Origin of the sequence: Microcoleus sp. PH2017_34_RAT_O_A, assembly GCF_020737885.1 — a bacterium.
In the GTDB taxonomy this organism is placed as follows: domain Bacteria; phylum Cyanobacteriota; class Cyanobacteriia; order Cyanobacteriales; family Microcoleaceae; genus Microcoleus.
This window is the reverse complement of sequence record NZ_JAEQDD010000002.1, coordinates 75,087-97,372: the sequence shown is the minus strand read 5'-3', so window position 1 is coordinate 97,372 and position 22,286 is coordinate 75,087. Positions and strand designations below refer to the sequence as shown.

18 protein-coding genes and 2 pseudogenes are annotated in these 22,286 nt (G+C 44.4%); 13 read left to right on the top strand and 7 right to left on the bottom strand.

Translation table 11 applies throughout. The features are described 5' to 3' along the window. Positions 1–205: 205 nt before the first annotated feature. Positions 206–3,079, bottom strand: a complete 2,874-nt coding sequence (gene urtA / locus JGK11_RS02190) for an urea ABC transporter substrate-binding protein (RefSeq protein WP_293210411.1) — start codon at positions 3,077–3,079, stop codon at positions 206–208. Positions 3,080–3,800: 721 nt separating this feature from the next. Here urtA and JGK11_RS02185 point away from each other — a divergent pair. The 8 genes and pseudogenes from JGK11_RS02185 to JGK11_RS32790 all read left to right on the top strand — a co-directional run. Next, a complete protein-coding gene (locus JGK11_RS02185) occupies positions 3,801–5,261 on the top strand; it encodes a hypothetical protein (RefSeq protein WP_293174179.1) in 1,461 nt (486 codons plus the stop codon). A gap of 81 nt (positions 5,262–5,342) precedes the next feature. After that, positions 5,343–5,549 (top strand): hypothetical protein, encoded by a 207-nt coding sequence (locus tag JGK11_RS02180; protein WP_293174182.1) that lies wholly within the window; start codon positions 5,343–5,345, stop codon positions 5,547–5,549. Between the two features lie 580 nt (positions 5,550–6,129). Then, positions 6,130–6,642: a hypothetical protein gene (locus JGK11_RS02175; protein ID WP_293174185.1), complete on the top strand. Its 513-nt coding sequence runs from the start codon at positions 6,130–6,132 to the stop codon at positions 6,640–6,642. A 456-nt stretch (positions 6,643–7,098) separates the two neighbouring features. Next, complete coding sequence (locus JGK11_RS02170; protein WP_293174188.1) at positions 7,099–7,881, top strand: DsbA family protein; 783 nt, start codon at positions 7,099–7,101, stop codon at positions 7,879–7,881. Positions 7,882–8,146: 265 nt separating this feature from the next. Then, positions 8,147–8,437: a helix-turn-helix domain-containing protein gene (locus JGK11_RS02165; RefSeq protein WP_293189355.1), complete on the top strand. Its 291-nt coding sequence runs from the start codon at positions 8,147–8,149 to the stop codon at positions 8,435–8,437. 255 nt (positions 8,438–8,692) lie between these two features. After that, positions 8,693–9,649: an ISAzo13 family transposase gene (locus tag JGK11_RS02160; protein WP_293202696.1), complete on the top strand. Its 957-nt coding sequence runs from the start codon at positions 8,693–8,695 to the stop codon at positions 9,647–9,649. After that, positions 9,639–9,901 (top strand): annotated as a pseudogene (locus JGK11_RS32795) (hypothetical protein). Before JGK11_RS02160 ends, JGK11_RS32795 begins: the two are co-directional and overlap by 11 nt. A 40-nt stretch (positions 9,902–9,941) precedes the next feature. Next, positions 9,942–10,136 (top strand): annotated as a pseudogene (locus tag JGK11_RS32790) (DUF5615 family PIN-like protein); the annotation flags it as partial. Positions 10,137–10,337: 201 nt separating this feature from the next. Here the strand turns inward: JGK11_RS32790 and JGK11_RS02145 are convergent. Beyond that, positions 10,338–10,811: a hypothetical protein gene (locus JGK11_RS02145; RefSeq protein ID WP_293174197.1), complete on the bottom strand. Its 474-nt coding sequence runs from the start codon at positions 10,809–10,811 to the stop codon at positions 10,338–10,340. Between the two features lie 171 nt (positions 10,812–10,982). Here JGK11_RS02145 and uvrB point away from each other — a divergent pair, with 171 nt between their 5' ends. Together uvrB and JGK11_RS02135 are read left to right on the top strand one after the other, a co-directional pair. Continuing rightward, positions 10,983–12,995 carry an excinuclease ABC subunit UvrB gene (gene uvrB, locus JGK11_RS02140; RefSeq protein WP_293174200.1) on the top strand — a complete coding sequence of 671 codons (2,013 nt, stop codon included), beginning with the start codon at positions 10,983–10,985 and terminating at the stop codon, positions 12,993–12,995. Between the two features lie 76 nt (positions 12,996–13,071). Beyond that, positions 13,072–13,395, top strand: a complete 324-nt coding sequence (locus JGK11_RS02135; protein WP_293174203.1) for a DUF4926 domain-containing protein — start codon at positions 13,072–13,074, stop codon at positions 13,393–13,395. 192 nt (positions 13,396–13,587) lie between these two features. Here JGK11_RS02135 and JGK11_RS02130 read toward each other — a convergent pair whose 3' ends face one another. From JGK11_RS02130 to JGK11_RS02115, 4 genes are all read right to left on the bottom strand, one after another. Further along, positions 13,588–13,956, bottom strand: a complete 369-nt coding sequence (locus tag JGK11_RS02130) for a type II toxin-antitoxin system PemK/MazF family toxin (protein ID WP_293174206.1) — start codon at positions 13,954–13,956, stop codon at positions 13,588–13,590. Between the two features lie 5 nt (positions 13,957–13,961). Then, complete coding sequence (locus JGK11_RS02125; RefSeq protein ID WP_293197917.1) at positions 13,962–14,366, bottom strand: hypothetical protein; 405 nt, start codon at positions 14,364–14,366, stop codon at positions 13,962–13,964. An 89-nt stretch (positions 14,367–14,455) separates the two neighbouring features. Beyond that, positions 14,456–14,728: a hypothetical protein gene (locus JGK11_RS02120; protein ID WP_293174212.1), complete on the bottom strand. Its 273-nt coding sequence runs from the start codon at positions 14,726–14,728 to the stop codon at positions 14,456–14,458. A gap of 457 nt (positions 14,729–15,185) precedes the next feature. After that, complete coding sequence (locus JGK11_RS02115; protein ID WP_293210409.1) at positions 15,186–15,710, bottom strand: hypothetical protein; 525 nt, start codon at positions 15,708–15,710, stop codon at positions 15,186–15,188. A gap of 259 nt (positions 15,711–15,969) precedes the next feature. Between JGK11_RS02115 and JGK11_RS02110 the strand changes: the two genes are divergently transcribed. Together JGK11_RS02110 and JGK11_RS02105 are read left to right on the top strand one after the other, a co-directional pair. Beyond that, a complete protein-coding gene (locus JGK11_RS02110; protein WP_293174217.1) occupies positions 15,970–16,836 on the top strand; it encodes a substrate-binding domain-containing protein in 867 nt (288 codons plus the stop codon). Positions 16,837–17,063: 227 nt separating this feature from the next. After that, positions 17,064–19,025, top strand: coding sequence for an ATP-binding protein (locus tag JGK11_RS02105; protein WP_293197916.1), 1,962 nt, complete (start codon positions 17,064–17,066; stop codon positions 19,023–19,025). Between the two features lie 437 nt (positions 19,026–19,462). Here JGK11_RS02105 and JGK11_RS02100 read toward each other — a convergent pair whose 3' ends face one another. Beyond that, a complete protein-coding gene (locus JGK11_RS02100) occupies positions 19,463–20,500 on the bottom strand; it encodes an NADP(H)-dependent aldo-keto reductase (RefSeq protein WP_293174223.1) in 1,038 nt (345 codons plus the stop codon). A 199-nt stretch (positions 20,501–20,699) separates the two neighbouring features. On the opposite strand from JGK11_RS02100, the gene JGK11_RS02095 reads away from it, so the two are divergent. After that, positions 20,700–21,881: a DegT/DnrJ/EryC1/StrS aminotransferase family protein gene (locus JGK11_RS02095; RefSeq protein WP_293174226.1), complete on the top strand. Its 1,182-nt coding sequence runs from the start codon at positions 20,700–20,702 to the stop codon at positions 21,879–21,881. Positions 21,882–22,286: the final 405 nt, after the last annotated feature.

Here is a 22,286-nt window from a genome sequence, read left to right as displayed (position 1 = left end):
GAGGACGATTTTTTTTCTTTGCATGATCTCGGTTGATTCGTTTTTTGCTACTCATAAACTGGTTCAATTATGGCTCAACTGCTTACCCGGTCAAGGTTTCATCCTATTTTACCTCTTGCAAGTCTACCCCCTTGACAATTTGCACTTTTTCTTAACTTGTCACAAATGGTCAACCGTCAACCGTCAACCGTCAACCGTCAACAGACTACTTTTGCGGGCGCTGATATTTACTCAATAAATCAGCAAAGCGTTTGTAATCCAAAGGCTTCCTCAAATACTCCGCCGCTCCCAATTCTAAACCATGATTTTGATCGTCCAAAAAAGTCAACATAATCACCGGAATATTAGCTAACTCCGGATCGGCTTTCAAGGCCGAGAGAACCGCCCAGCCGTCCATACTCGGCATCATCACGTCTAGAGTAATCGCATCAGGTAGCGACTCCTTAGCTAACTCAAGCCCTGCCTCACCGCTAGCTGACGAGAGTACCCGAAATCCTTGTTTCGACAAGCAGCGGGCGATCAAATCTCGCGAGTCAGGATCGTCGTCAATTACTAGCACAGTCGCAGCATCAGGAAGTTCCAGCGCTTGCGATCGCACTTCTTGCTGCGCCGTTTCTTCCGGTGTTCGATCGCCCTCGGCTTCTTTCTCGATTTTAATCGCCATCGGCAAGCGAATCGTAAAAGTAGAACCGCAATCAAACTGGCTCTCAACTGTAATATCCCCGCCCATCATCTGGCAAAACTTTCGGCTAATAGTAAGCCCCAAACCCGTGCCACCGTACCTGCGGGTAGTCGAATCGTCCGCTTGTGAAAAAGCTCCAAACAGCCTCGAAATCTGATCGTCAGTCATGCCGATGCCCGTATCGGTGACTTGAAACACGATCGAATATTTGTGAAATTCAGAGGCAATATCCGAGATATCCTCGGAATTCTCCACCGGCAAAACTTCCGATTCTTCCTTCCAAACATTAATTGTAATTTTGCCTCGATCGGTAAACTTAGCAGCATTGCTGGCCAAATTCAACAGCGCTTGCCGCAGCTTCGCCGAATCAGCGTAGATCGTACCAATATCGCGATCGCAATTGACACTCAAAGTATTGCCATTTTTCCCCACCAGCGGTTGAACAGTAGTCATAACCTGATCGACTAAATTCAAGACATCAAAAGTCTCCAGGAAAAGAGTCATCTTTCCTGCTTCTATTTTAGAAATATCCAGGATGTCACTAATAATGTTCAGCAACTGCTTGCCTGCCATATTAATGCTTGCCAAATCCATCACAAACTCTTCTTCGCCGAGTTCAAGAGCCTCTTCTTGCAGCAGCTCGCTGTAGCCAATAATCGCATTTAAGGGCGTCCGCAATTCGTGAGTCATATTTGCCAAAAACGTGCTTTTCGCGCGGTTAGCAGCTTCCGCAGCGTTCTTAGCAATTTCCAATTCACCCGATCGCTCTTCTAGCTGTCGTTGCCGCACCTCCAAACCTTTGAGCAAACTGCTAATTTGCTGAGCCATTGTATTGAGAGTAGAAGATAGAACTCCGATCGCATCATTAGACACCACAGGCGATCGAGCCGTCAAATCACCGCTCGCAATCAGTTGGGCAGTTTCCCGGAGCAAACCCAAATTCCGAATAATCGCCGACACCGACACACAAGCAACTATACCTGCGATCGAACTCAAAACCAAAGCCCCCACCAGCCAACTCTGAGTGCGACTCGCCACAGCCATAGTTTGCTCGGCCAGCACCGCCATTGTTGCCTCCGCAGCCCCCGCTGGAGCTGATGCTGCCTGCATCGCCAGCAAAGAGTTCTTCATCTCCAAAGAACCCATCCACCCGACTCCCACCGCCATCCAAGCGATCAGTACCATGATCACAAACAGCCCGAGCAAAGAAGCCCTAGTACCCACAGAAATCTGCTTCGGACTTAGTGCGGCCGCCCAAGGGTAGCTTTTGAGAAAAGGATCCGGCTGTACAGGTGCCCCGGAATTCCAAATCTCCTCAATTTGACCGTCCGATCGCACCTGACCAATCCGCACTGTTTTCCAGGTATGCTGAGTTTTGGCATCTATTTTTACCATGCCAGAAGGCGCTGCAAACTCAATATTTTTAGCAGCCGCCCTGACTTTAATTACATCTATCGAACCAGCTTTTTCTACTGCTTTCTTCCACAGATAAACCCCCAAATAAGCCGCTTCGATTGGGTCATCCGTGACACGATTTTCCCCGTATCTCGCTTTATAATCCTTAACAAATTTCTGATTTTCCGCTGTATCAACAGTTTGAAAATAGTTCCAAACCACCCAATGTCCGGCAATATTGGACGGCCCTATCGCCCGTATTTCCTCTTCTGCCACGCTAACCGACATCACCGGCAAATCCTCCGGTTTCAAACCAGCTTCCCGCAGACGAAGGAAAAAAGCCACATTGCTGTCGCCGTTAAGACTGTTGAGAATCGCATCCGGTTTCACTGCTAAAATATGTGCGATCGCCTCGTCCACCTCCCTCGAACCCAGTGGCAGATACACTTCCCCCGCCAACTCTCCTCCGAGTGCAGCCAGTTGAGCTTTCACAATCAAATTTGCCGTCCGGGGAAAAATATAATCAGAACCCAACAGGAAAATTTTCCGCTTCCCCTGAGCCAGCAAGTAATTCACCCCAGGTACAATCTGTTGGTTCGGGGCCGCACCAGTGTAAAAAATATTCGGACACTGTTCTAGCCCTTCATACTGTACCGGATAAAAGAGCAACCCATTGCCGTACTCAAAAGCCGGCAGTACCGCCTTGCGACTAGCCGAAGTCCAACAACCAAATACCACCGCCACCTGCGATTCTTGGAGCAATTGCTTAGCTTTTTGAGCAAAAGTCTGCAAATCGCTGGCTCCATCTGCTATCACCGCTTCCAAGGGGCGTCCGAGTACCCCTCCCGCCGCATTAATTTCCTCAACAGCCAACAGCGTCGCATCTTTTACAGAAATTTCGCTGATGGACATAGTTCCCGTCAGCGAATGCAACACGCCTATTTTGATCGGCTCACAAGTTTGGCCGGCTGCTTCGAGGGGGTTACTGCTGCTTGCTCCCATAGGGTTTTAGATACTTTTTACTAATAACAGAAATTTTAGTTCAATCCTGCGGGAAGTTAGTCCGGAGGCTAACTCTGGTTTAGCAGATTATTTCACCCGATCGCCACACAACTTGACAATTGCTGCATCTTGTTGATTTTAACGGTCAAACCTTCCTGCATTGACTTAATTCTGCACTAACCTGTCACCGATTTTTCTCTCAATCTGTGACGGAGGTCTAAGCAGCCTCATCAAACAAACGGTAGAACCCACTTGTGCAATGCAGCAGAAAAATTATCCCCCTCTTCCCTCTTACACTCTCCCACGCTCTCATCCATCTCCTCTCCCCAACTCATTCACCGCCTAGCTGCGTGCGAGTCACCAACTAATAGCACCTACTCAGACACTATTCCCATTCCCATATCTTGCTTCCGGGAGATGTAACTCTCGGTAGATTGCTCTTAGTATAATACTCAAACCTCAAAACTCACCCACTCTTCCCCAGCCCCTATCACCCTTCAGGCAGAGGGAACTCTCCGTGCTTTACCTTAGGATCGAGGTAAGGTCAACTTTGAATTAGCCTTGTTGAAAATATTTTTGGCATAAATTAGGGTTGTCAGCAGTTGCCAAAATACCTAGATTTACCTAGAAATAAAAGTTAATTCAAGGGTGGTCAGTAGATTTAAGATAGATGTTAATATATAAAAATCAAGTCAGGCGAACCCGACAACTATCGAACTCAATGACCAGCATCACTTACTGCAAAGCACTTTCTACACCGATAGATGAGTTGAACGCGATCGGTAAAACTCAGCTAGAAATGTTTTTGAGCGCTTACACACCAATATTTCACAAAGCAGTATGTGAAACTGTCAACTTTATGATGTTAGGAGAAGGATTTAACAAGTCATACTGGAACACGCACCTACAAAAAACTTACGGTATTAGCAAACGTCATGCCAATGGTGTAATCTCATCGGCTAAGGGTGCTGTTGATAGCGCCAAGGAGTGCCGGATTTCACACATAAAAACCTTAGAAAATCAAGCTAAATCTTGTGAAGCTTGGCTAACAAAAGCTGAGAGAAAACTCAAATTAGCTCGGAAGTTTTACGCTAAAAAGAACTGGCAAAATAGTAAAAGCGGTTGTGCATTTCCGTTATCTAGTGACCTAAAGTATAGACAAACTAACTGGCAAAACCTACGCTTTCAGATACACAATAAAAAACGTAAGCTGACCAGGTATCGGCAAATATTAGCCGTCCTAAAATCAATCCCTGTGCGGGTTCGTGTCCCCAAGAATCAAGCCTTTATCGTGGGTTCCAAAGATGAATCTTATGGTAATCAAGTGTGTCAGTGGGATGGGGATAATTTAATAGTTAGAGTGCCAGCTTGTTTAGAATCTAAGTTTGGTAAAAATGTAGATTCGTATATTGGCGATTTCCCTCGCAATATTAACCGATTACCAGCTACGGGCGCTAAAACTTGGCACTTCTATTATAAATCTGGTAAATGGTGTGTTGCTGTTAGTTTCACGCCCTCCAATGTTGAGCAGGTATCGCGTTCTGTAGATTATGGTTGTATTGGTATCGACATGAATCCCGGCTCGATTGGTTGGGCGTATATTGATACCGAAGGTAACTTGAAAGCACAGGGTAAAATTCGACTACAAACTGGTTTACGCAAGGGTCAACAGCAAGCTCAAATTGTTAAAGCTTGCCGAGAATTATCGGCATTAGCTATCAAGTTTCAATGTCCAATAGTCTGCGAGGAATTAGACTTTACCAGCAAGAAAGAGCAACTTAGAGAACGTGGCAAGAAATATGCTCGGATGCTATCAGGTTGGGCTTATTCTGAGTTGTTTAAGTTGTTAAACTCAATTCTTTCTAACAGAGGTATTGAGCTTTTAACGGTCAATCCTGCTTATTCTAGTATTATTGGTTTAGTCAAATATCTGAGGATGTATGGTTTGGCTAGTGATGAAGCAGCGGCGTTAGTTATCGGCCGTAGGGGAATGAGATTGTCGGAAAAAATACCAGGCTCCTTAACCGCCTTTGTTGAGGTGAACTCAACAAAGCACGTTTGGAGCCTGTGGAATCAACTGAATAAAAAAATCAAGCAATCTGGAATAATAACTAATAGACATAGTTACTATTCTAACTCTAACTGGGATTTCCTGGGCAACCTTGACATTGAGGAAGCGTAAGCGATAGGAAAGAATGCTTAAGAACCTTAAACCGCTGAGTCTTGCTAGGTTTACCTAGATTTTTAAAAGCGGTGAAAACTAATGAATATTGAAGAAAACCAGATCCACACTGTAAGTGGCAGCGAAGTTACATTACCAAAATCAAGGGAAAAATTGCTGGGCGAGGAAACAGAAAAAGCCCTCGGCCAGCAGAAACAAGAAAAAGCTCAAACTATGCGCGCTGTGGAACAGTTGAAAGAAGAACTTCAGCACAAAATAGATAAAGAATGTCATCACAAGGTAGATTAAAACTAATAACGTTTTTTTAGGGTGTGGGTAAGATGAAGTCTTGCCCACACTCTTTTTTTGAAGTCAGTTGTTAGTTGTTAGTTGTTAGTTGTTATTTGTTAGTTGTTAGTTGTTAGTTGTTAGTTGTTATTTGTTATTTGTTATTTGTTATTTGTCATTAGCGCGAGCGTCCTCGCTCGCGAACGTTTGTGAGTTGTCATTAGGAACGAAAAGTTAATAACTTACACAAGTTTGTGGGATGGGCGTCCCGCCCGTCCAGAAAGAATGGGCTCTCCCGCCCATCCCACAAGAACAATAAAAATTGTAAGTTATTTAATTCTCATTCCTTAGCGCGAGCGTCCCCGCTCGCGAACGTTAATTTCCCAAATCAGGATTTAAGTGTTTTGGTTTATGCTTCTGACAAAAAACTGATTTTGACTGCCAAGTACGACCAGCAATCAAATCAGATTGAAGACAAGTCTTGACTTGGTTAAAAAGCGGAATTTATAGCAGCGCGACGCTTTAATATTCCGCAGTTGTTTGAAGTCGAAGGAATCTCAATTTGAGACGGAACTGTTGTGTAGTTGGGAAAATAATTACCATGAGTAGCAGCGATAATTACAAGCGACAAATCATGAGCGATTTGGCTCAGGGCGATCGCGAAATGATGCCTGAGACAACGGGTGAAGAGTACGAAAATTTTGACGATTTTGCTCAGAGAACTTCCCCGGATCAGCGCAAACAATTATTCGGGCGTTCTTTTAATCACGAGTCTCTTCCGCCGGCACAGTTGGAACCGGAATTGCAAAAGGCGATCGCCCAAATCAAGCCGAACGAACTGGACGACGTGGCTCGGGAGTTCTTCAAGCAGTTGGACAAGAGAGGATTGAACGATCGCCAGTTGGAAAAGCAATTAGGACTTTCTACCCACCACGCGAGTCGCATGACTGCTGATGATGTTACCAAGCTTGCCTCGTTCACCTATCACAATCACCCGGATATTTTCCGAGAAGTGCTGGCAGAACAGCCTAGTTTGATGAAGTTTTTGGGAAATCCAGTGGTTGCGGGTATTTTGGGGATAGTTGCTGCTAAATGGCTCAACAGCCGGAAATGATTGAGGAAGGACTGAAGTCCTCACTACAAACCTTTAGAGATTGTTTGTAGCGAGGACTTCAGTCCTCTCTCATTTGATGAGGACTGAAGTCCTCACTACAGACTATTCGCTCCAATATCATACTAAATTTCGAGATTTTAAATCTTAATTATGCCGCTGGTTGCTGTTAGGGTGAGTAGGGAGCATCTCATTGTTGCAAGAAGCGTTTTTTATTGTAGTGCTGTCCCCGCTCGCGTGTTTGTATAAACACGCGAGCGGGGACAGCACTATAAATGCAAAACTGAGATGCTCCCGGTTAGTAAAACCCACTGCCAATTGCCCACTCCGAATTTGCGATCGCCAATTGCTAATTATTGCTTAGATATAAAAATAGCTGCACAGCACTAAACTGCGGTACACCTGACACTCCGCAAAATTAAATGTAGGATTAAGTCTTGCCGTAAACCAGGAAAAAAGATGAACATATCCACTATTTGGCGAAAATTCCGCAGCCAGCAAGCCTTCTGCTTGGCTGCACTGCTTGCGGGTTGCCTTGTATTTATCGGTTGTTCCCCCGCCCAGTCAGCGGCTGGCAATTCAGTCGATCCCAAGTTTAAAGAGCAAGTCTTGCAGGTGATCCGCGAAAACCCCCAAGCAATTTTAGATTCGGTACAAGCGTATCAGCAACAGCAGCAGCAGTCTCTCAAAGCAGCGCAGGAGTCATTTTTCCAGGAGATGAAAACAAATCCCAAATCGGCGATCGGGGATTCTCCTAGCACGGGTTCGGCTTCGCAGCAGATTGTACTTTTAGAATTCTCTGACTTTCAATGTCCGTTTTGCGCGCGCGCTCACGATACCGTTAAGCAGTTTATGGCAAAACACCAGGACAAAGTTACTTTAGCTTACAAGCATTTTCCCTTGAGTTCAATTCACCCTCAAGCGCTACCAGCAGCTAAAGCAGCTTGGGCTGCCCAACAGCAGGGAAAATTCTGGGAATATTACAGCGCTTTGTTTGAAGGGCAAAAACAGTTAGGCGAGGAATTTTACGGATCGATCGCCCAAAAGCTCAATCTCAAGTTAGATAAATTCAACAGCGATCGCAACAGCCCCGCCGCCGAAGCCGCGATTCAGAAAGACGTGCAACTGGCTCAAAAACTGGGAATCGAAGGCACTCCATTCTTTATTCTGAACGGCAAAACATTCTCCGGTGCGCTGGAGCTTTCTGAGATGGAAAAGATTCTCGCCAGTGTCTCCAAATAACAAGGTAAAAGATACGACAAACTTAGTTTTTCTGTCTTTTTCACTTTTTCGTTGCAATTTCAATTTGGAGTCGTTAAAGATGCATTCCCAGACTAAAGTCTGGGAACAATCAAAATTTAACTGATTAGCGGAATTCCCCATCCGTCTACACGGTGGGGATGGATAGCGCGGCTGTTGGAACTCCCCGATCCAACAGCCAATTAGCTTTGCCTTCGACCTAGAATATTTATTTACTGATTTAAGTTTTTCGTAGTAAGATAGAGACATGAAACACGCAGTCAAGGTACGAATTTATCCTAACGATGAGCAGCAAGTAGCGCTATCAAAAGCATTCGGCTGTGCCCGTTGGTTTTGGAATAATTCGTTAGCCATGACCAATCAACTTTATAAAGAAACTGGTAAAGGGCTATCCCAGGAAGGGAGAAACGACCGTCTACCTGCTCTCAAAAAAGAGTTTGGATGGTTGGCTGAACCTTATAGCCAAGTGTTGCAATCGGTGTCGCTAAACTTGTCTAGAGCGTTTATCAATTTCTTTGAGCGACGGGATAAGGAATGAAAATTTAATAACACAAGCAAGGTATAATAAACAAATGAGTGATTGCAAAGGATGTAACATTTCATTTTGTGGTCAAAACTCATCCTTAGGAATGAAAATTTAATAACACAAGCAAGGTATAATAAACAAATGAGTGATTACAAAGGATGTAACATTTCATTCTGGTGGTCAAAACTCATCCTTATTCGATGTTCACCTTCTTTGTTTTCCTAATAATTGGTTAGTTAATTTCCTTCATTTTGTTCAGGTAAATTTATGTATTACTCCTCTGAAATTACTGCTCAGATGCGGAAACTTTATCAATCTCTATCTGAAAAAGATCGACGAAGATATGCAGCAATAGAAGCCGAAAAACTTGGTTATGGTGGAATTAGTTACATATCCCGAATTTTGGCAGCAGACAGAAATACAATAGCCAAAGGCATTAAGGAATTAAAAAGTGAATCAGAGACTACTTTTGAGGGACACAGAATTCGTCAAAAAGGAGGAGGAAGAAAAACTAGCGAGTCTCTGATACCTGGCTTGAATGAAAGTTTTTTAGAAGTGTTAAAACATTATACAGCAGGCAGCCCAATGGATGAGAAAATTAAATGGACTAATCTCACTCAAGAAGAAATAGTTGAAGGTCTGAAAGTTCATGGCATAACAGTCAGTGTAACGGTTGTCAAAAAATTATTAAAAAAGCACGGATATGTGAAACGTCAAGCTCAAAAAAAACAAACAACAGGAATAACAAAGAATCGTAACGAACAATTTGAAAATCTTGCCAGAATCACTGAAGAGTATGAGTTACAGGGAAATCCTATCATTAGCATGGATACCAAAAAAAAGGAATTTATTGGAAATTTATATCGCTCAGGAACTCTGTATACTACCGAAACAGTTACCACACTTGACCATGACTTTTTCAGTTTGGCTGAGGGCAAAATAGTACCTCATGGAATTTATGATGTGCAACATAACCGAGGATATTTAACCCTAGGTATTAGTAAAGATACGAGTGAATTTGCTTGTGAATCGATTAAATCATGGTGGATAAATTACGGAATCTATCTCTACCCTCAAGCAAGTTCAATCTTGATTAAATGCGATGGAGGTGGCAGTAATAATTCTAATCACTATATCTTTAAATCGGATTTGCAAAAATTAGTCAACGTAGCTCCATATAGAAATCAGAATAGCACATTATCCTCCCTATACATTGGAGTATAATCCAATAGAGCATCGCTTATTTCCTCATGTAACGAGAGCTTGTCAAGGAGTGATTTTTACTTCTGTTGAGTTTGTCAAAGAGCTCATGAAAAAAACCCACACAAAACCGGACTTTCTGTGGTGGTAAATGTGCTTGATAAAATTTATAAAACTGGTAGAAAAGTAGCAGATGGATTTAAGAATACAATGAAAATTATTTTTGATGAATATTTGCCAAAATGGAATTACCGTGCTGTTCCGACAAATGAGTAGATAATGAAGTTATTAATTTTTCAGTCCTAAGGATAGGGATTTTGTTGATTTAGTAATTAGCCTTGGCAAACCGCCTCAAATTCTTTGGCTAACCTGTGGCAACATTACGAATAAAGATTTGCATCGTATTTTTACTCGTGCTTTTCCTGACGCAATTGAGCTATTTAATAATGGCGAAAATATTGTGGAAATTGGTAGGATAAAATATAGCCTTTCTCAAAAAGATGAGGTATGACAGACAGCTTACATAACCTCCCAGACAAAGAGGGCTCGCATCCCAACAACGTCCGCGAATCTTTCTGAGAACCGCTATAAATTACTTTCGAGTTTTCCAATTATCAATCTCCTTGGTCACAAACTTCTCTAAAAATGTGTTTTTAGTCATTAGTTAATAGAGTTAATAGTGAAAAACTAATAACTAATGACCAATGAATAATTAATCTAAAAATCCCATTAAGGTCGAGCTGTCGTCAATGTCGTTGGAAGCAATTGGCCGGTTGCCTCCCATGGTGGAGTAAACTTCATCAATGTGCAGATTGCTGATCGCAATAGGGCGCGCACCGGACATACTGAACATTTCGCTGACTTGCATGGCGCTGGAGCCGATCGGGCGTCTGCCGAGTGTAGCCACCACTTCAAAGTCGCTGGCTTCGATCGGGCGATTGCCTACAGTGCCGTAGGTTTCGCTGATGTGCAGGGTGCTAGCGCCGATCGGGCGATTCCCCGAGATCGAGACTGTCTCGCTGATGGTAAAATCGTTTGGGCCGACGGGGCGGTTGTCATGTAGGAGTTGCGGCTGATAAAGTTGAATGCCCGCTGATTTGGCTTCGCTGGCGGGTGGTAGGGCCTTGGTAGTGCCTTTGCCGCCGCGGGGGCTCGCTTTGACTTTGTCTTTGGGTGTGAGAGCCATAATTTTTTTTCCTTGCTGATTACTGGGTTCGGACAACTGCTTTTCTGGGCTTTCTGCTTTCTATTTGAACCGATAATTAAAATAATATTATAAAGTTTAACTATTTTCTTAACGAAATTGCAGAATCTCTGAATTTTTGTTAAAATTTATCGGTAATAGCGACATTTTCCTATGGTAACTGCGGCAGCATCTTTTCAATTGCAAGCGCCCTTCGATCCCACGGGCGACCAACCGCTAGCGATCGCCCAACTCGTCAAAGGCATCCAAGCGGGCGATCGATTTCAAACCTTACTCGGTGCCACAGGTACGGGCAAAACCTTCACCATTGCCTCGGCGATCGAAAAAATCGGTAGACCCACCTTAGTCTTAGCACACAACAAAACCCTGGCCGCTCAACTGTGCAACGAACTCCGCAATTTTTTCCCCAACAATGCAGTCGAATACTTTGTCAGTTATTACGACTACTACCAACCTGAAGCATACATCGCCGTCAGCGATACTTTTATTGAAAAAACCGCAGCAATTAACGATGAGATCGATATGCTGCGACACTCCGCCACGCGATCGCTCTTTGAACGCCGCGACGTAATTGTCGTAGCATCAATTAGCTGCATTTACGGTTTGGGAATGCCCGCAGAATACCTGAAAGCTGCTATCCCTTTGCAAGTAGGAATGGAAGTCAACCAGCGGCAAATATTGCGAGATTTAGTCAACGTCCAATACAGCCGCAACGACCTAGATTTAGGTAGAGGCAAATTTCGAGTCAAAGGCGATGTTGTAGAAATCGGCCCCGCCTACGAAGATCGAATTATTCGCGTCGAATTCTTCGGCGACGAAATCGATGCCATTCGCTACGTTGACCCCGTAACTGGTAAAATCATCCAAAGTACAACGGCTTTAAATATTTATCCTGCGCGCCACTTTGTGACTGCTGATGATAAATTAGAGGCAGCTTGCCAAGGAATAGAACTCGAATTAGAAGACAGGCTGCTAGCATTTGAAAAAGAAGGGAAACTATTAGAAGCGCAGCGGATAGAACAGCGCACCCGCTACGATTTGGAAATGCTGCGGGAAGTTGGATACTGTAACGGAGTAGAGAATTATTCGCGGCATTTAGCAGGCCGAAATGCCGGAGAACCGCCCGAATGTTTGATTGATTATTTTCCGAAAGATTGGATGTTGGTAGTAGATGAATCCCACGTCACAGTGCCGCAAATTCGGGGAATGTACAACGGCGACCAAGCGCGGAAAAAAGTATTGATCGAACATGGTTTTCGCTTGCCAAGTGCTGCTGACAACCGCCCTTTGAAAGCAGAGGAGTTCTGGGCAAAAGAGAATCAGTGCATCTTTGTTTCTGCGACTCCGGGGAATTGGGAAATGGAAATCTCGGAAGGGAGAGTTGCCGAGCAAGTAATTCGCCCTACGGGAGTCGTCGATCCGACAATTTTCGTGCGCCCGACGGAAGGACAAATTGACGATTTGTTGGGGGAAATTAAGCAGAGAGTCACTCGGGACGAGCGAGTTTTGGTGACGACTTTGACGAAGCGGATGGCGGAGGATTTAACTGAATATTTGCAGGAAAGGGCGATTAGAGTCCGGTATTTGCACTCGGAAATTCAGTCGATTCAACGCATCGAAATTATCCAAGATTTGCAGGATGGCAAGTTTGATGTGTTGATTGGCGTCAACTTGTTGCGGGAAGGTTTGGATTTGCCGGAAGTGTCGCTGGTGGTGATTTTGGATGCGGATAAAGAGGGGTTTTTGCGATCGGAACGTTCTTTGATTCAAACGATTGGGCGGGCGGCGCGCCACGTGCAGGGACAGGCTATTTTGTATGCGGATAATTTGACTGATAGCATGGTTAAGGCGATCGACGAAACGGATCGGCGCCGGGGGATTCAGCTAGCGTACAATAAGATGCACGGGATTACGCCGCAGCCGATCGCGAAAAAGCGATCGACTAATGCGATTCTGGCGTTTCTGGATGTGTCGCGCAAGCTGAACTCGCAGCAGTTGGAGGAGGTTTACGAACAGGTGGATGAGTTATCTTTGGACGAGATTCCTCAGTTAATCGGGCGGTTGGAGACGCAGATGAAGGCGGCGGCGAAGAAGTTGGAGTTTGAGGAGGCTGGTAAGTTGCGCGATCGAATTAAGCATTTGCGGGATAAGTTATTGGGACATTAGACATCGACCATATTTACCGTGGAACAGGCATCTTGCCTGTTCAAAATAGGCTTTTGATGTATATTAAACTCGGCGGTTGAAACCGCGTCTACACGAACAAAACCCGCCTTCGCGGGTTGAAGAATGGGGAGCAATGAGCAAATTTCAGTTATTCGATGCAGTATGTTTAACCGAAGCAGTCGCCCTCGGTGATGGCGAGATTGCACCGCCAGAAACAGCCGGGGCAATTGTTGAGGTATTCAAAAACGGTGAAGCCTATTTAGTCGAGTTATTTGGCGGATGGGTGAAAGCAGAAGTTGGCGGAGATTTTGTTACCGCAACTCAGGATGAACCAGAATCATTTATGGAAACGATAGGTGTTGAAACGGTTTATCCGCATCAGTTGCGATTATACAACTGACGCATGGGCCCAGAAACCGGGTTTTTGTGAAAATACTTCGTTGTGGCGAGTAAATTCGTTAAAAACCCGGTTTCTTTGTCGGAGTGCATAAATTCCGATCGACCTATTATATCGACCTATTATATAGATGAATGGGAAGGGCGATCGCATTAAGAATTTGCGCGATCGACTGTTAGGTTATTAATGGATAATTTAAAAGCCGAACATTAGCTTGAGTCCATTTGCGATCGGCTGATACTCTTCTGCGGTTAAACTGCCAAGATACCGCAATATTCGCCGGATATCTACAGTGCGTACTTGATCCAGCAATACTATCGAGTCGGCAGTTAGATTTCCCACTCCTGCCCGAAGACTTGGGTATAAAATTGGATTTTGTGCAGTCCAATCTCCTGATTGTCTGGTAATCGGCACAACAATCACAAGCTCAAAACGGATCGTACCTGTGTCGCTTGGGCTCCCCACTACTACAGCAGGGCGTCTTCCTTGTTGTTCGTGCAGTGCAGGCGTTTGAGGAGGGAAATCAACGAGTAAAATATCGCGGATGTTGAATGTATTAGTCACGCTTATTACTTTACCCTTTCGTCTTCAAGAATAACGGCACCTACTCCCGGTATATAGCGCACGGGTTGGCCAAGTTTCATCGGATCTACATCTCCCCAATCATATGGAGGAATTTCATTATCGACGAGGTAAAGTTGACGCCAAGGTGATTTTGCTAATGCTTCTTCGGAAATGTCAGGAAAAAACATGAGCACTTCTGCGATACCGACTGGAAAACCATTGAGTTTGCTCAAGCCATCTATAATGGCGGCTAGGACGGATAACTCTAGGTGGCTGAGGTTTTCTGCTTTTTCGATCAGTTGGTATACGGTTTCAGGATTGAGTGTTTCGCCGACAGCTTCGATTAAGTTTTCGGGGGTGAAGCCTCGACATTTCAAGTATTCGGCTAGTTGTAAGCGAATTGTACTCATGGGTTTAGTGGAGAAAGATTTTAGGGTGAAGGGCGATCGCCTTTTACCATTGTCTTATTTTTTGGATGGTAAGGGCGATCGGCTTTTTGTTAAATTCCTAGTCTATCCGTAACATATTCGCGATCGTGACAATCTGCGTGTGATGAACCATCGTTATCCCAAGGATTTGGCTGACAATCAAGTTCGTACTTCAAGTCATCTATTTCCTGTCGCTGTTCTTGGATAGTTTCGTCCTTGTCATCAAGCAGACTGCGGATACACTCTGCCCAAGCGGGGTTTAACTCCTCCAAAGCAGAGAAGATCGGAGTCAGGCTATGCTTGGCATACAATAGTCCATCTTGTGGGTTATAATTGTCGAACATATATTTCAAAAGTTGGGTTTAGTTGTGTGGGTCTGACGTTTACAGGTCAAATCAACTTAGCTACCTAGCTAAAACGAGGGCATTGTCTGAATTAGTAGTTCAGGCGGGCCTTTTTCGTATCAGGATAGGATTCGGTATTGCGAAAAATCCAAGATTGCAAAAAATACAAGACATTAGAGAGTTCTTATACTTGGCAATTTGAGGAGTTTTTGTCTTCTTTTGTCTTTTAAGACTTTAACACTGGCCAGCAGAATTGGCAACTATATTTTGTGCCGAATATCGATAAATATAAACCTCTCTACCTGATATCAGCGTCAATCCAATCTGGGAAATTTTCCCAATATTGGGAATAATGACTTGAAAGATTGTTGAGTTAGGTATGCTAAAGTTTAGATCGCTCCTCTATCCCATTTCCTCTGCGTCAAGGGCGATCGCCCAAAACACCACCAAAAACCAACTACTTGCTCAATACCACAGCATCCGTACTGCTAGCAAAAGCCGGATGAATAAACTCCTCCTTCTCGAACAGCGTGATGAAACCCTGATCTACAGCTAGCTGCATCACTTCCGTCAAAAATCCTCTGAGGGTATCTAATACTTGAGTGCGATCGCATTCAAACACCTTTTCCCAGCACGAAGTCCCAAACTCGATCCAAGTGCAGTTAATCTTATTGTCGATCGGTAGCAACATAATAGTAAACCAACTCTCACCAAAGTCTATTTCTATTGGTTTACCTTGCGATAGCTTCGCAATTTCCTTGGGAAAGTAATTGTCAATCATCATACAGACATCTGGATCTAAAAACACCTCTTTTTGAGCATCACCTATTTCTATGAAAACTTTATGGTTGTATTCAAAACAGAAACATCGCCATCCCATTTCAAAATGAGAAAGCTCTCCTAATGGATCTTCTGGAGGTTCTGCCCAGTCTTCTAAGAAACGCTCTCCTAATTTAAAATTAAATTTTTGACCGCTATTCATGGCTGCTACTCCTATGTTAGAACTTCGCGCTCTCCCGATTATGCAAAAGTATGAAAATATATGATATTCGATCGCACTTACAGATTTTTGCTCAAACGCTTCGACTATACACAAGTTTGTAAAGAATTTTTAAATAGATCGCCACTTTTCGGTATTTATGTTAGTGTAAGGCCAAGTCAGGGAAGCACAAAAAAATGATTGCTGTTTGGTTTGATGAAAAATTTAGCAAGCTGACAATATTACCCAATAATTGTATACTATGAAACGGAATTTATTAATCCTGACTTTAGGCGCGATCGCACTTTTTGGCTTGCCCAGTTGCTCAACAAACGCCAGTACCTCCACGGCTACAACGGTTGCAACGGCAGCAGCGCCAACTGATGCCTCGCTCAAAATCGGAGGTTCAAGCAGCACAATAGGTGTGATTCAGACGCTAGCGACTAATTATGAATCCACCTCCCAAAACACCAAAATTACTCAGTTAGAGCCGGGACAATCTGAAACAGTGATTGCAGGAGTCAAACAACAACTTATTGATATTGGTGCAATTTCTAAAACATTAAAGCCCGAGGAAAATGATGGCACATTAGAGTTTCGTGAAGTCGCCCACGATGCCCTTCTCGTTGCTACTCATCCCAGCGTCAAAGGGGTGAAAAACCTGACCACTAAAGACCTCAAAGCCATTTACAGCGGCACCTTGACCAACTGGAAAAAACTGGGCGGGCCCGATGCTAAGATTGTGGTACTCGATCGCCCAGAAGATGAATCTGCCAAACGCCTCCTCCGCAAACACTATCTCGGAAAAGATTTGAAGAGTTCACCGCAAGCAGTAGTGTTCCGCAAAGAAGGAGAATTAATCGAGGCGATTCAAAGCACTCCCTACAGCATCGGTACTTTTTCCCTGGCTTACGCCATTTCCCATAAACTACCCGTAAACCGTCTTAGTCTCAACAATGTTGAGCCTACAGCCGAAAATGTCAAAGCAGGCAAATATCAAATGGTACGCCCGATCGAAATTCTTTGGCATAAAAATGCTTCGGAGTCTACTCAAGGACTGATTAAATACATTTTTAGCCCGTCAGGAACCACTGCTTTGGAGAAGTCTGGGTTTGTTGTTAGTAAATAGCATCAACTTGAGCTGCGAACCTAGTGTCAGCTTACTGATGAGTTAACAATCTTCTCGATCCTTCTCTATCCAGCTTTGTTAAGAAGGGACTAGACGATCGATTCCCCCTTTTTAAGGAATATTTACTGGTATCGAGAGTGCGCGGTAAGCTAGATTTATTAAACAACTTGACGTTTAAATTGACACTACATGGTTTTAGCTACACTCAATCCTAGGTTGAAGTAGATATGTTACAGGGCTTCAGATATGTGCGACTCCCAATCTCAGTCAAGCTGTTGTCTCCTTTGTTGGTGGCATTCGTTAGCCTGTGGACTTTCGGAACCCTGGGCTTTGGTTATTTTGCCAGAAAGAACTTAGAACAAACGGCGCACAAGGAGATAGAAGATAGGGCTACTTTACTCCAACAAGATCTGAAGCAAAAGCAAGAATTGCTCTACTTAAAAGCTCGTTGGGTGAGCGAGGACAGGAATGTAATCAGGGCCGTTGCTGCGGGCGATCGCCCTTTATTGCTCCGTACCATGTTACCAATCCAGGCATCCTTAAAACTGGATTTGATCAGAATCGTAGACACAAATGGTGAACTCTTAGTATCTTCGCAGCAGGGAGCACTGACACAAGCAATATTAGAAGATACTGCCATCAATCGTGCGGCTCGTGCTGGACTAAGTTTATCGGGCATTCTGCTGGCAGAAAAAGGGGCTGTACCCTCCCTGGTGGGATTGATCTCGATCAAATCTTCTACACAAATTTTGGCTGGTTTGGTTGTGGGGGGTGCGATTGACGACGCACTACTTCAGCAAATTCGCGGTAACACATCCATGCACTTAGTTGCATTCCAGGGCGATCGCATAACTGCTTCTACTTTACAGCTTAATCGCGATCGACCCTGGCAAGCTCCCCAGCCTGAATCTCTACCTAAAGTCGCAAAGATTGCAGGCGAAAACTACTTGATTAAAACGATCGGGCTACCAGGATTCGATCGCGCAACCCTCAAAATCGCCGTACTCAAGTCTGTCATACAAACCGAACAAGCAGAACAAAAGTTGTGGTTTGTGGTGGGTGGCTTTGGGCTGCTGGGAAGTTTCCTGGTGACGGGAGTGACACTCTGGGGATTTCGCATCACCCAATCTCTGGGGCGTCGGATTCAAAGCCTAACCCAAGCAACCCAGCAATTAGCCCAAGGCGACTTAACGACTCGCATTCCAGTCAACAACGAAGATGAAGTGGGGATTCTGGCACAATCATTTAACGTTATGGCACAAGAGCTAACAAATCGCGATCGACAACTAAGCCAACAAATGCAGCAATTAGAAAGCACGCTGAAAGAATTGCATCGTACCCAGAGTCAGATGGTGCAGAGTGAAAAAATGTCAGCACTAGGGCAAATGGTAGCAGGCGTAGCCCATGAAATCAACAATCCAGTTAGCTTTATTCACGGCAACATCACATACGTCAATCAATATACACAAGAACTGCTGCGATTGCTCAATTCATATCAACAGCACTATCCGAACCCTCCCCAATCGCTGCAAACAGAACTAGATGATGTGGATCTAAATTTTCTGAGTGAAGATCTCACCAAGGTACTGCATTCGATGCAAGTAGGCTCCGATCGCATTCGGGAAATTGTAATTTCGCTCCGCAATTTTGCTCGCCTGGATCAAGCAGAATTGAAGTTTGTCAATCTGCATGAAGGCATTGATAACACATTAATGATTGTGCAACACCGCATCAAAGCGACAGCACAACACCCAACCATTGAGATCGTAAAACAATATGGCGATTTGCCGCAGGTAGAATGCTATGCAGGACAACTCAACCAAGTATTTATGAACCTGCTAGTAAATGCGATTGACGCCTTGGAGGAGAGCAACCGAGGGCGCAGTTTCGATCAGATTGCCACCAACCCGAACACGATCTGCATTACTACCTCTCGCACGGAACCAAATCAAGTGCAGATAGTGTTTGCCGATAATGGTGCAGGTATTCCAGAGAATGTGCGATCGCGCCTATTTGACCCTTTCTTCACCACCAAGCCAGTGGGAAAGGGAACCGGGTTAGGCTTATCTATTAGCTATCAGATAATTGCTGAAAAGCATGGCGGAAAATTATGGTGCGATACTGCACCAAACTGCGGCACAAAATTTATCATCGAGCTGCCAATATCGGGCAACCATCAAGTTCATTAGGGAAATAATTATAGCACTTATGGTGTAACATGAGTTACGCTTAGGTAATTGATAATTGGCAATTAGCAATTGCTCTGAAGGTCTGTAGTGAGGACTTTAGTCCGCATTCACCTGAGGAATAAAATCAAATCCGGTAGCATCCGAATTATGTAGTGCGAGCGTCTCGCTCGCGAGTGGATCGCGAGCGAGACGCTCGCACTGAACGATTCAAATATATAATTCCGATGCTACCGGAAACGATATAAAATCCGAACGAGCGAACCAATTTTAGGATGGCGATTCCAGCGAAAATGATATGATTTAACCTTAACAAAAACGGTTCGTATTGCCCTTCATTTTGTGTTTGGGCTGCGGACTGAAGTCCGCACTACGAACCTTACTGATTGCGGTCATTCGAGCGGAGGCTATATCACTTAACCGCAACCTACTAATAAGGATTACGGCGTGGGATTGGGATAATTCGCGTGTACCGAATTGATTTCTGCTACGATATCTCGATCGAGAGTCACCTCCAAACTGCTAAGATTTTCCTCAAGTTGTGCGATCGATGTTGCACCGATAATTGTGCTAGTTACGAACCAACGCGATCGCACATAAGCCAAAGCCATTTGCGCCGGACTCAAACCGTGCGATCGCGCAATCTCAACATAGGCTTTCACGGCATCGTTCAGATTAGTTTTATCGTAACGTTGACCGAATCCTGCGAACAAAGCCAGTCGGGAATTTTCCGGGATTCCATTTAGATATTTACCCGTTAAAAGTCCGAAACCCAAAGGACTGTAAGCCATCAATCCCACATTTTTAAATCTGCAAGTTTCTGCCAAATTCATGTGAAAAGTCCGATTGCTCAAACTGAAAGCATTCTGAATCGAAATAACCTTCGGCAAATCGTGTTTTTCGGCTAATTCGCAAAACTCGCAAACTCCCCAAGGCGTTTCGTTGCTCAAACCCAAATAGCGAATTTTGCCAGCTTTAATTAAGTCAGCAAATACCTCTAATTGTTCCAAAATCGGTACGGTTTCGTGTTCTTGGGCGATGTCGTAATCTGGCGCACCAAATAGCGGTACATAGCGATCGGGCCAGTGGATCTGATAGAGGTCGATGTAGTCTGTTTGCAGGCGCTTCAGGCTGTCGTTCAGGGCTTTTTCGACATTTGGGCGATCGATCTGATTTTTCCCTTCCCTAATCCACTTCAATCGAGTGCTTCTCCCCGCCACTTTAGTAGCTATAATGACTTTATCCCGCTGCTGTCGCGCCAACCATTCGCCGATATATTCCTCTGTTTTGCCCTGAGTTTCGGGTTTTCCCGGCACCGGATACATTTCTGCCGTATCGATAAAGTTGATGCCTCGGGCGATCGCAAAATCGAGCTGTTCAGCCGCTTCTGCAACCGTATTCTGCTGGCCGTAAGTCATCGTACCCAAACAGATTTCAGATACTAATAAGTCGCTGTTACCTAGTTTTTTGTATTCCACGATCGATCTCAATTGCCGAAAAATTATCTAATTCTATCTTACCGAAAAACCTTGATTTAATATACAGCTCAGAAAAGTGAGATCGGCTTTCTCCTCTATTCCTCTTTTTCTCTGCGATCTCTGCGCCCTCTGCGGTTAAAAAAAATAAAATATCTCCGCAATTAAGTGCTAATATAAATAATTACTCTCCCTCCGATGTATGAGCAGTCGCCAGCCAAAAGTTCCATTTGTAAACCTTTACCTGCAACACCAACCAATCGAATCTCAAATAGCAGCAACACTTGCAACAATTATCCAGCACGGAGACTTTATTTTAGGTGAAGCACTGGCAGAATTTGAAACAGCCTTTGCAGCAGCTTCTGGAGTAAAATACGGCGTAGGAGTGGCTTGTGGAACTGATGCGATCGCCCTTGGACTCCAAGCTTGTGGCATCCATCCGGGCGACGAAATCATCCTCCCAGCCAACACATTTATCGCTACTATAATTGGTGTGATTCAAGCCAAAGCAGTACCTATTCTGGTAGATTGTGACCCGGAAACCGCCCTGATTGACCTCACAGCAGCCGAAACAGCAGTCAGCTCAAAAACTAAAGCAATTATCCCCGTACACCTCTACGGTCAAATGGTATCGCCTAGGGAAGTTTTAGATTTTGCTAGCCGCCACAAATTAATGATATTTGAAGATGCGGCACAAGCCCATTTAGCCGAAAGAGAAGGATACCGTGCAGGTTCCTTTGGTAAAGCAGCAGCATTCAGCTTTTATCCCAGCAAAAACCTCGGCTGTTTTGGCGATGGTGGGATGTTAATTACTAACGATGCAGAAATCGCACAAAAAATGCGAACTCTCCGCAATTACGGAGCACCCAGCAAATATTTGCACGCAGAAATCGGCACCAACAGCCGCCTCGATAATTTGCAAGCCGCCGTGCTCAATTTGAAATTGCCTTACTTGGAAAAATGGAATCGCGATCGCACCGACGCCGCTCAATACTACAATACTCTACTAGAACCCCTGAAACCCAAAGGCATTGTACCGATCGCCAATCACAGCGGCACAGGTCACATTTATCACCTCTACGTAATCCAGATTACTGACAAAAGCCCGTTACGGAAGCCCTCCCCTACGGGGGCTACGCCAACGAAGAGGATCGCCCGCAACACCCTTCAGGAACATCTCACCCGAGAAGGCATCCAAACAGGCATCCACTATCCCGTACCTTGCCACCTGCAACCAGCCTACCAAAACTTAGGCAATCCGGGCGACTTCCCCCACACCGAAACCCTGTGCGAACAAATTTTATCCTTGCCAATGTATCCCGGATTGAGCAATACTCAGATCGAGCAGGTTGTAAGGGCGATCGAGAAATCAGTTGACAGTTGACAGTTGACAGTTGACAGTAGGAAGAGTTGACAGTTGACAGAAGAAAGACGCAATACTGAAGGAAGACGCAATACTCTAGATGGAAGAAGACATATAGCGGTTATCACAAACATGAGGTACGTTGTTGGGCTTGGGCCCTCTTAGTTTAACTGGTTGTATAAGCTGTCAGTCATACCTCATCTTTTTGAAAAAGGCTATATACAGTAAACTGTTTAGCGATCGGTATTTTACCTTTAATTAAGTTAATTTACTTAATTGTTTATAAAAGTTATGGTGAGGATGTTGCAAGCCATAGAGTAGAAATCTCAAAGCGTTGGAGTTGGGAATTAACAAATCTTTAACTCACCGTTCAAAATCGCTTTCGCGTTGCGAATCCAGCGCGGCCATGTCAAAACTTCTCAAACC

Bases quoted from the DNA above. Each gene is read 5' to 3' on its own strand.
- urtA (WP_293210411.1), bottom strand. From the start codon at position 3,079: ATGGGAGCAAGCAGCAGTAACCCCCTCGAAGCAGCCGGCCAAACTTGT.
- JGK11_RS02185 (WP_293174179.1), top strand. From the start codon at position 3,801: ATGACCAGCATCACTTACTGCAAAGCACTTTCTACACCGATAGATGAG.
- JGK11_RS02180 (WP_293174182.1), top strand. From the start codon at position 5,343: ATGAATATTGAAGAAAACCAGATCCACACTGTAAGTGGCAGCGAAGTT.
- JGK11_RS02175 (WP_293174185.1), top strand. From the start codon at position 6,130: ATGAGTAGCAGCGATAATTACAAGCGACAAATCATGAGCGATTTGGCT.
- JGK11_RS02170 (WP_293174188.1), top strand. From the start codon at position 7,099: ATGAACATATCCACTATTTGGCGAAAATTCCGCAGCCAGCAAGCCTTC.
- JGK11_RS02165 (WP_293189355.1), top strand. From the start codon at position 8,147: ATGAAACACGCAGTCAAGGTACGAATTTATCCTAACGATGAGCAGCAA.
- JGK11_RS02160 (WP_293202696.1), top strand. From the start codon at position 8,693: ATGTATTACTCCTCTGAAATTACTGCTCAGATGCGGAAACTTTATCAA.
- JGK11_RS02145 (WP_293174197.1), bottom strand. From the start codon at position 10,811: ATGGCTCTCACACCCAAAGACAAAGTCAAAGCGAGCCCCCGCGGCGGC.
- uvrB (WP_293174200.1), top strand. From the start codon at position 10,983: ATGGTAACTGCGGCAGCATCTTTTCAATTGCAAGCGCCCTTCGATCCC.
- JGK11_RS02125 (WP_293197917.1), bottom strand. From the start codon at position 14,366: ATGAGTACAATTCGCTTACAACTAGCCGAATACTTGAAATGTCGAGGC.
- JGK11_RS02120 (WP_293174212.1), bottom strand. From the start codon at position 14,728: ATGTTCGACAATTATAACCCACAAGATGGACTATTGTATGCCAAGCAT.
- JGK11_RS02115 (WP_293210409.1), bottom strand. From the start codon at position 15,710: ATGAATAGCGGTCAAAAATTTAATTTTAAATTAGGAGAGCGTTTCTTA.
- JGK11_RS02110 (WP_293174217.1), top strand. From the start codon at position 15,970: ATGAAACGGAATTTATTAATCCTGACTTTAGGCGCGATCGCACTTTTT.
- JGK11_RS02105 (WP_293197916.1), top strand. From the start codon at position 17,064: ATGTTACAGGGCTTCAGATATGTGCGACTCCCAATCTCAGTCAAGCTG.
- JGK11_RS02095 (WP_293174226.1), top strand. From the start codon at position 20,700: ATGAGCAGTCGCCAGCCAAAAGTTCCATTTGTAAACCTTTACCTGCAA.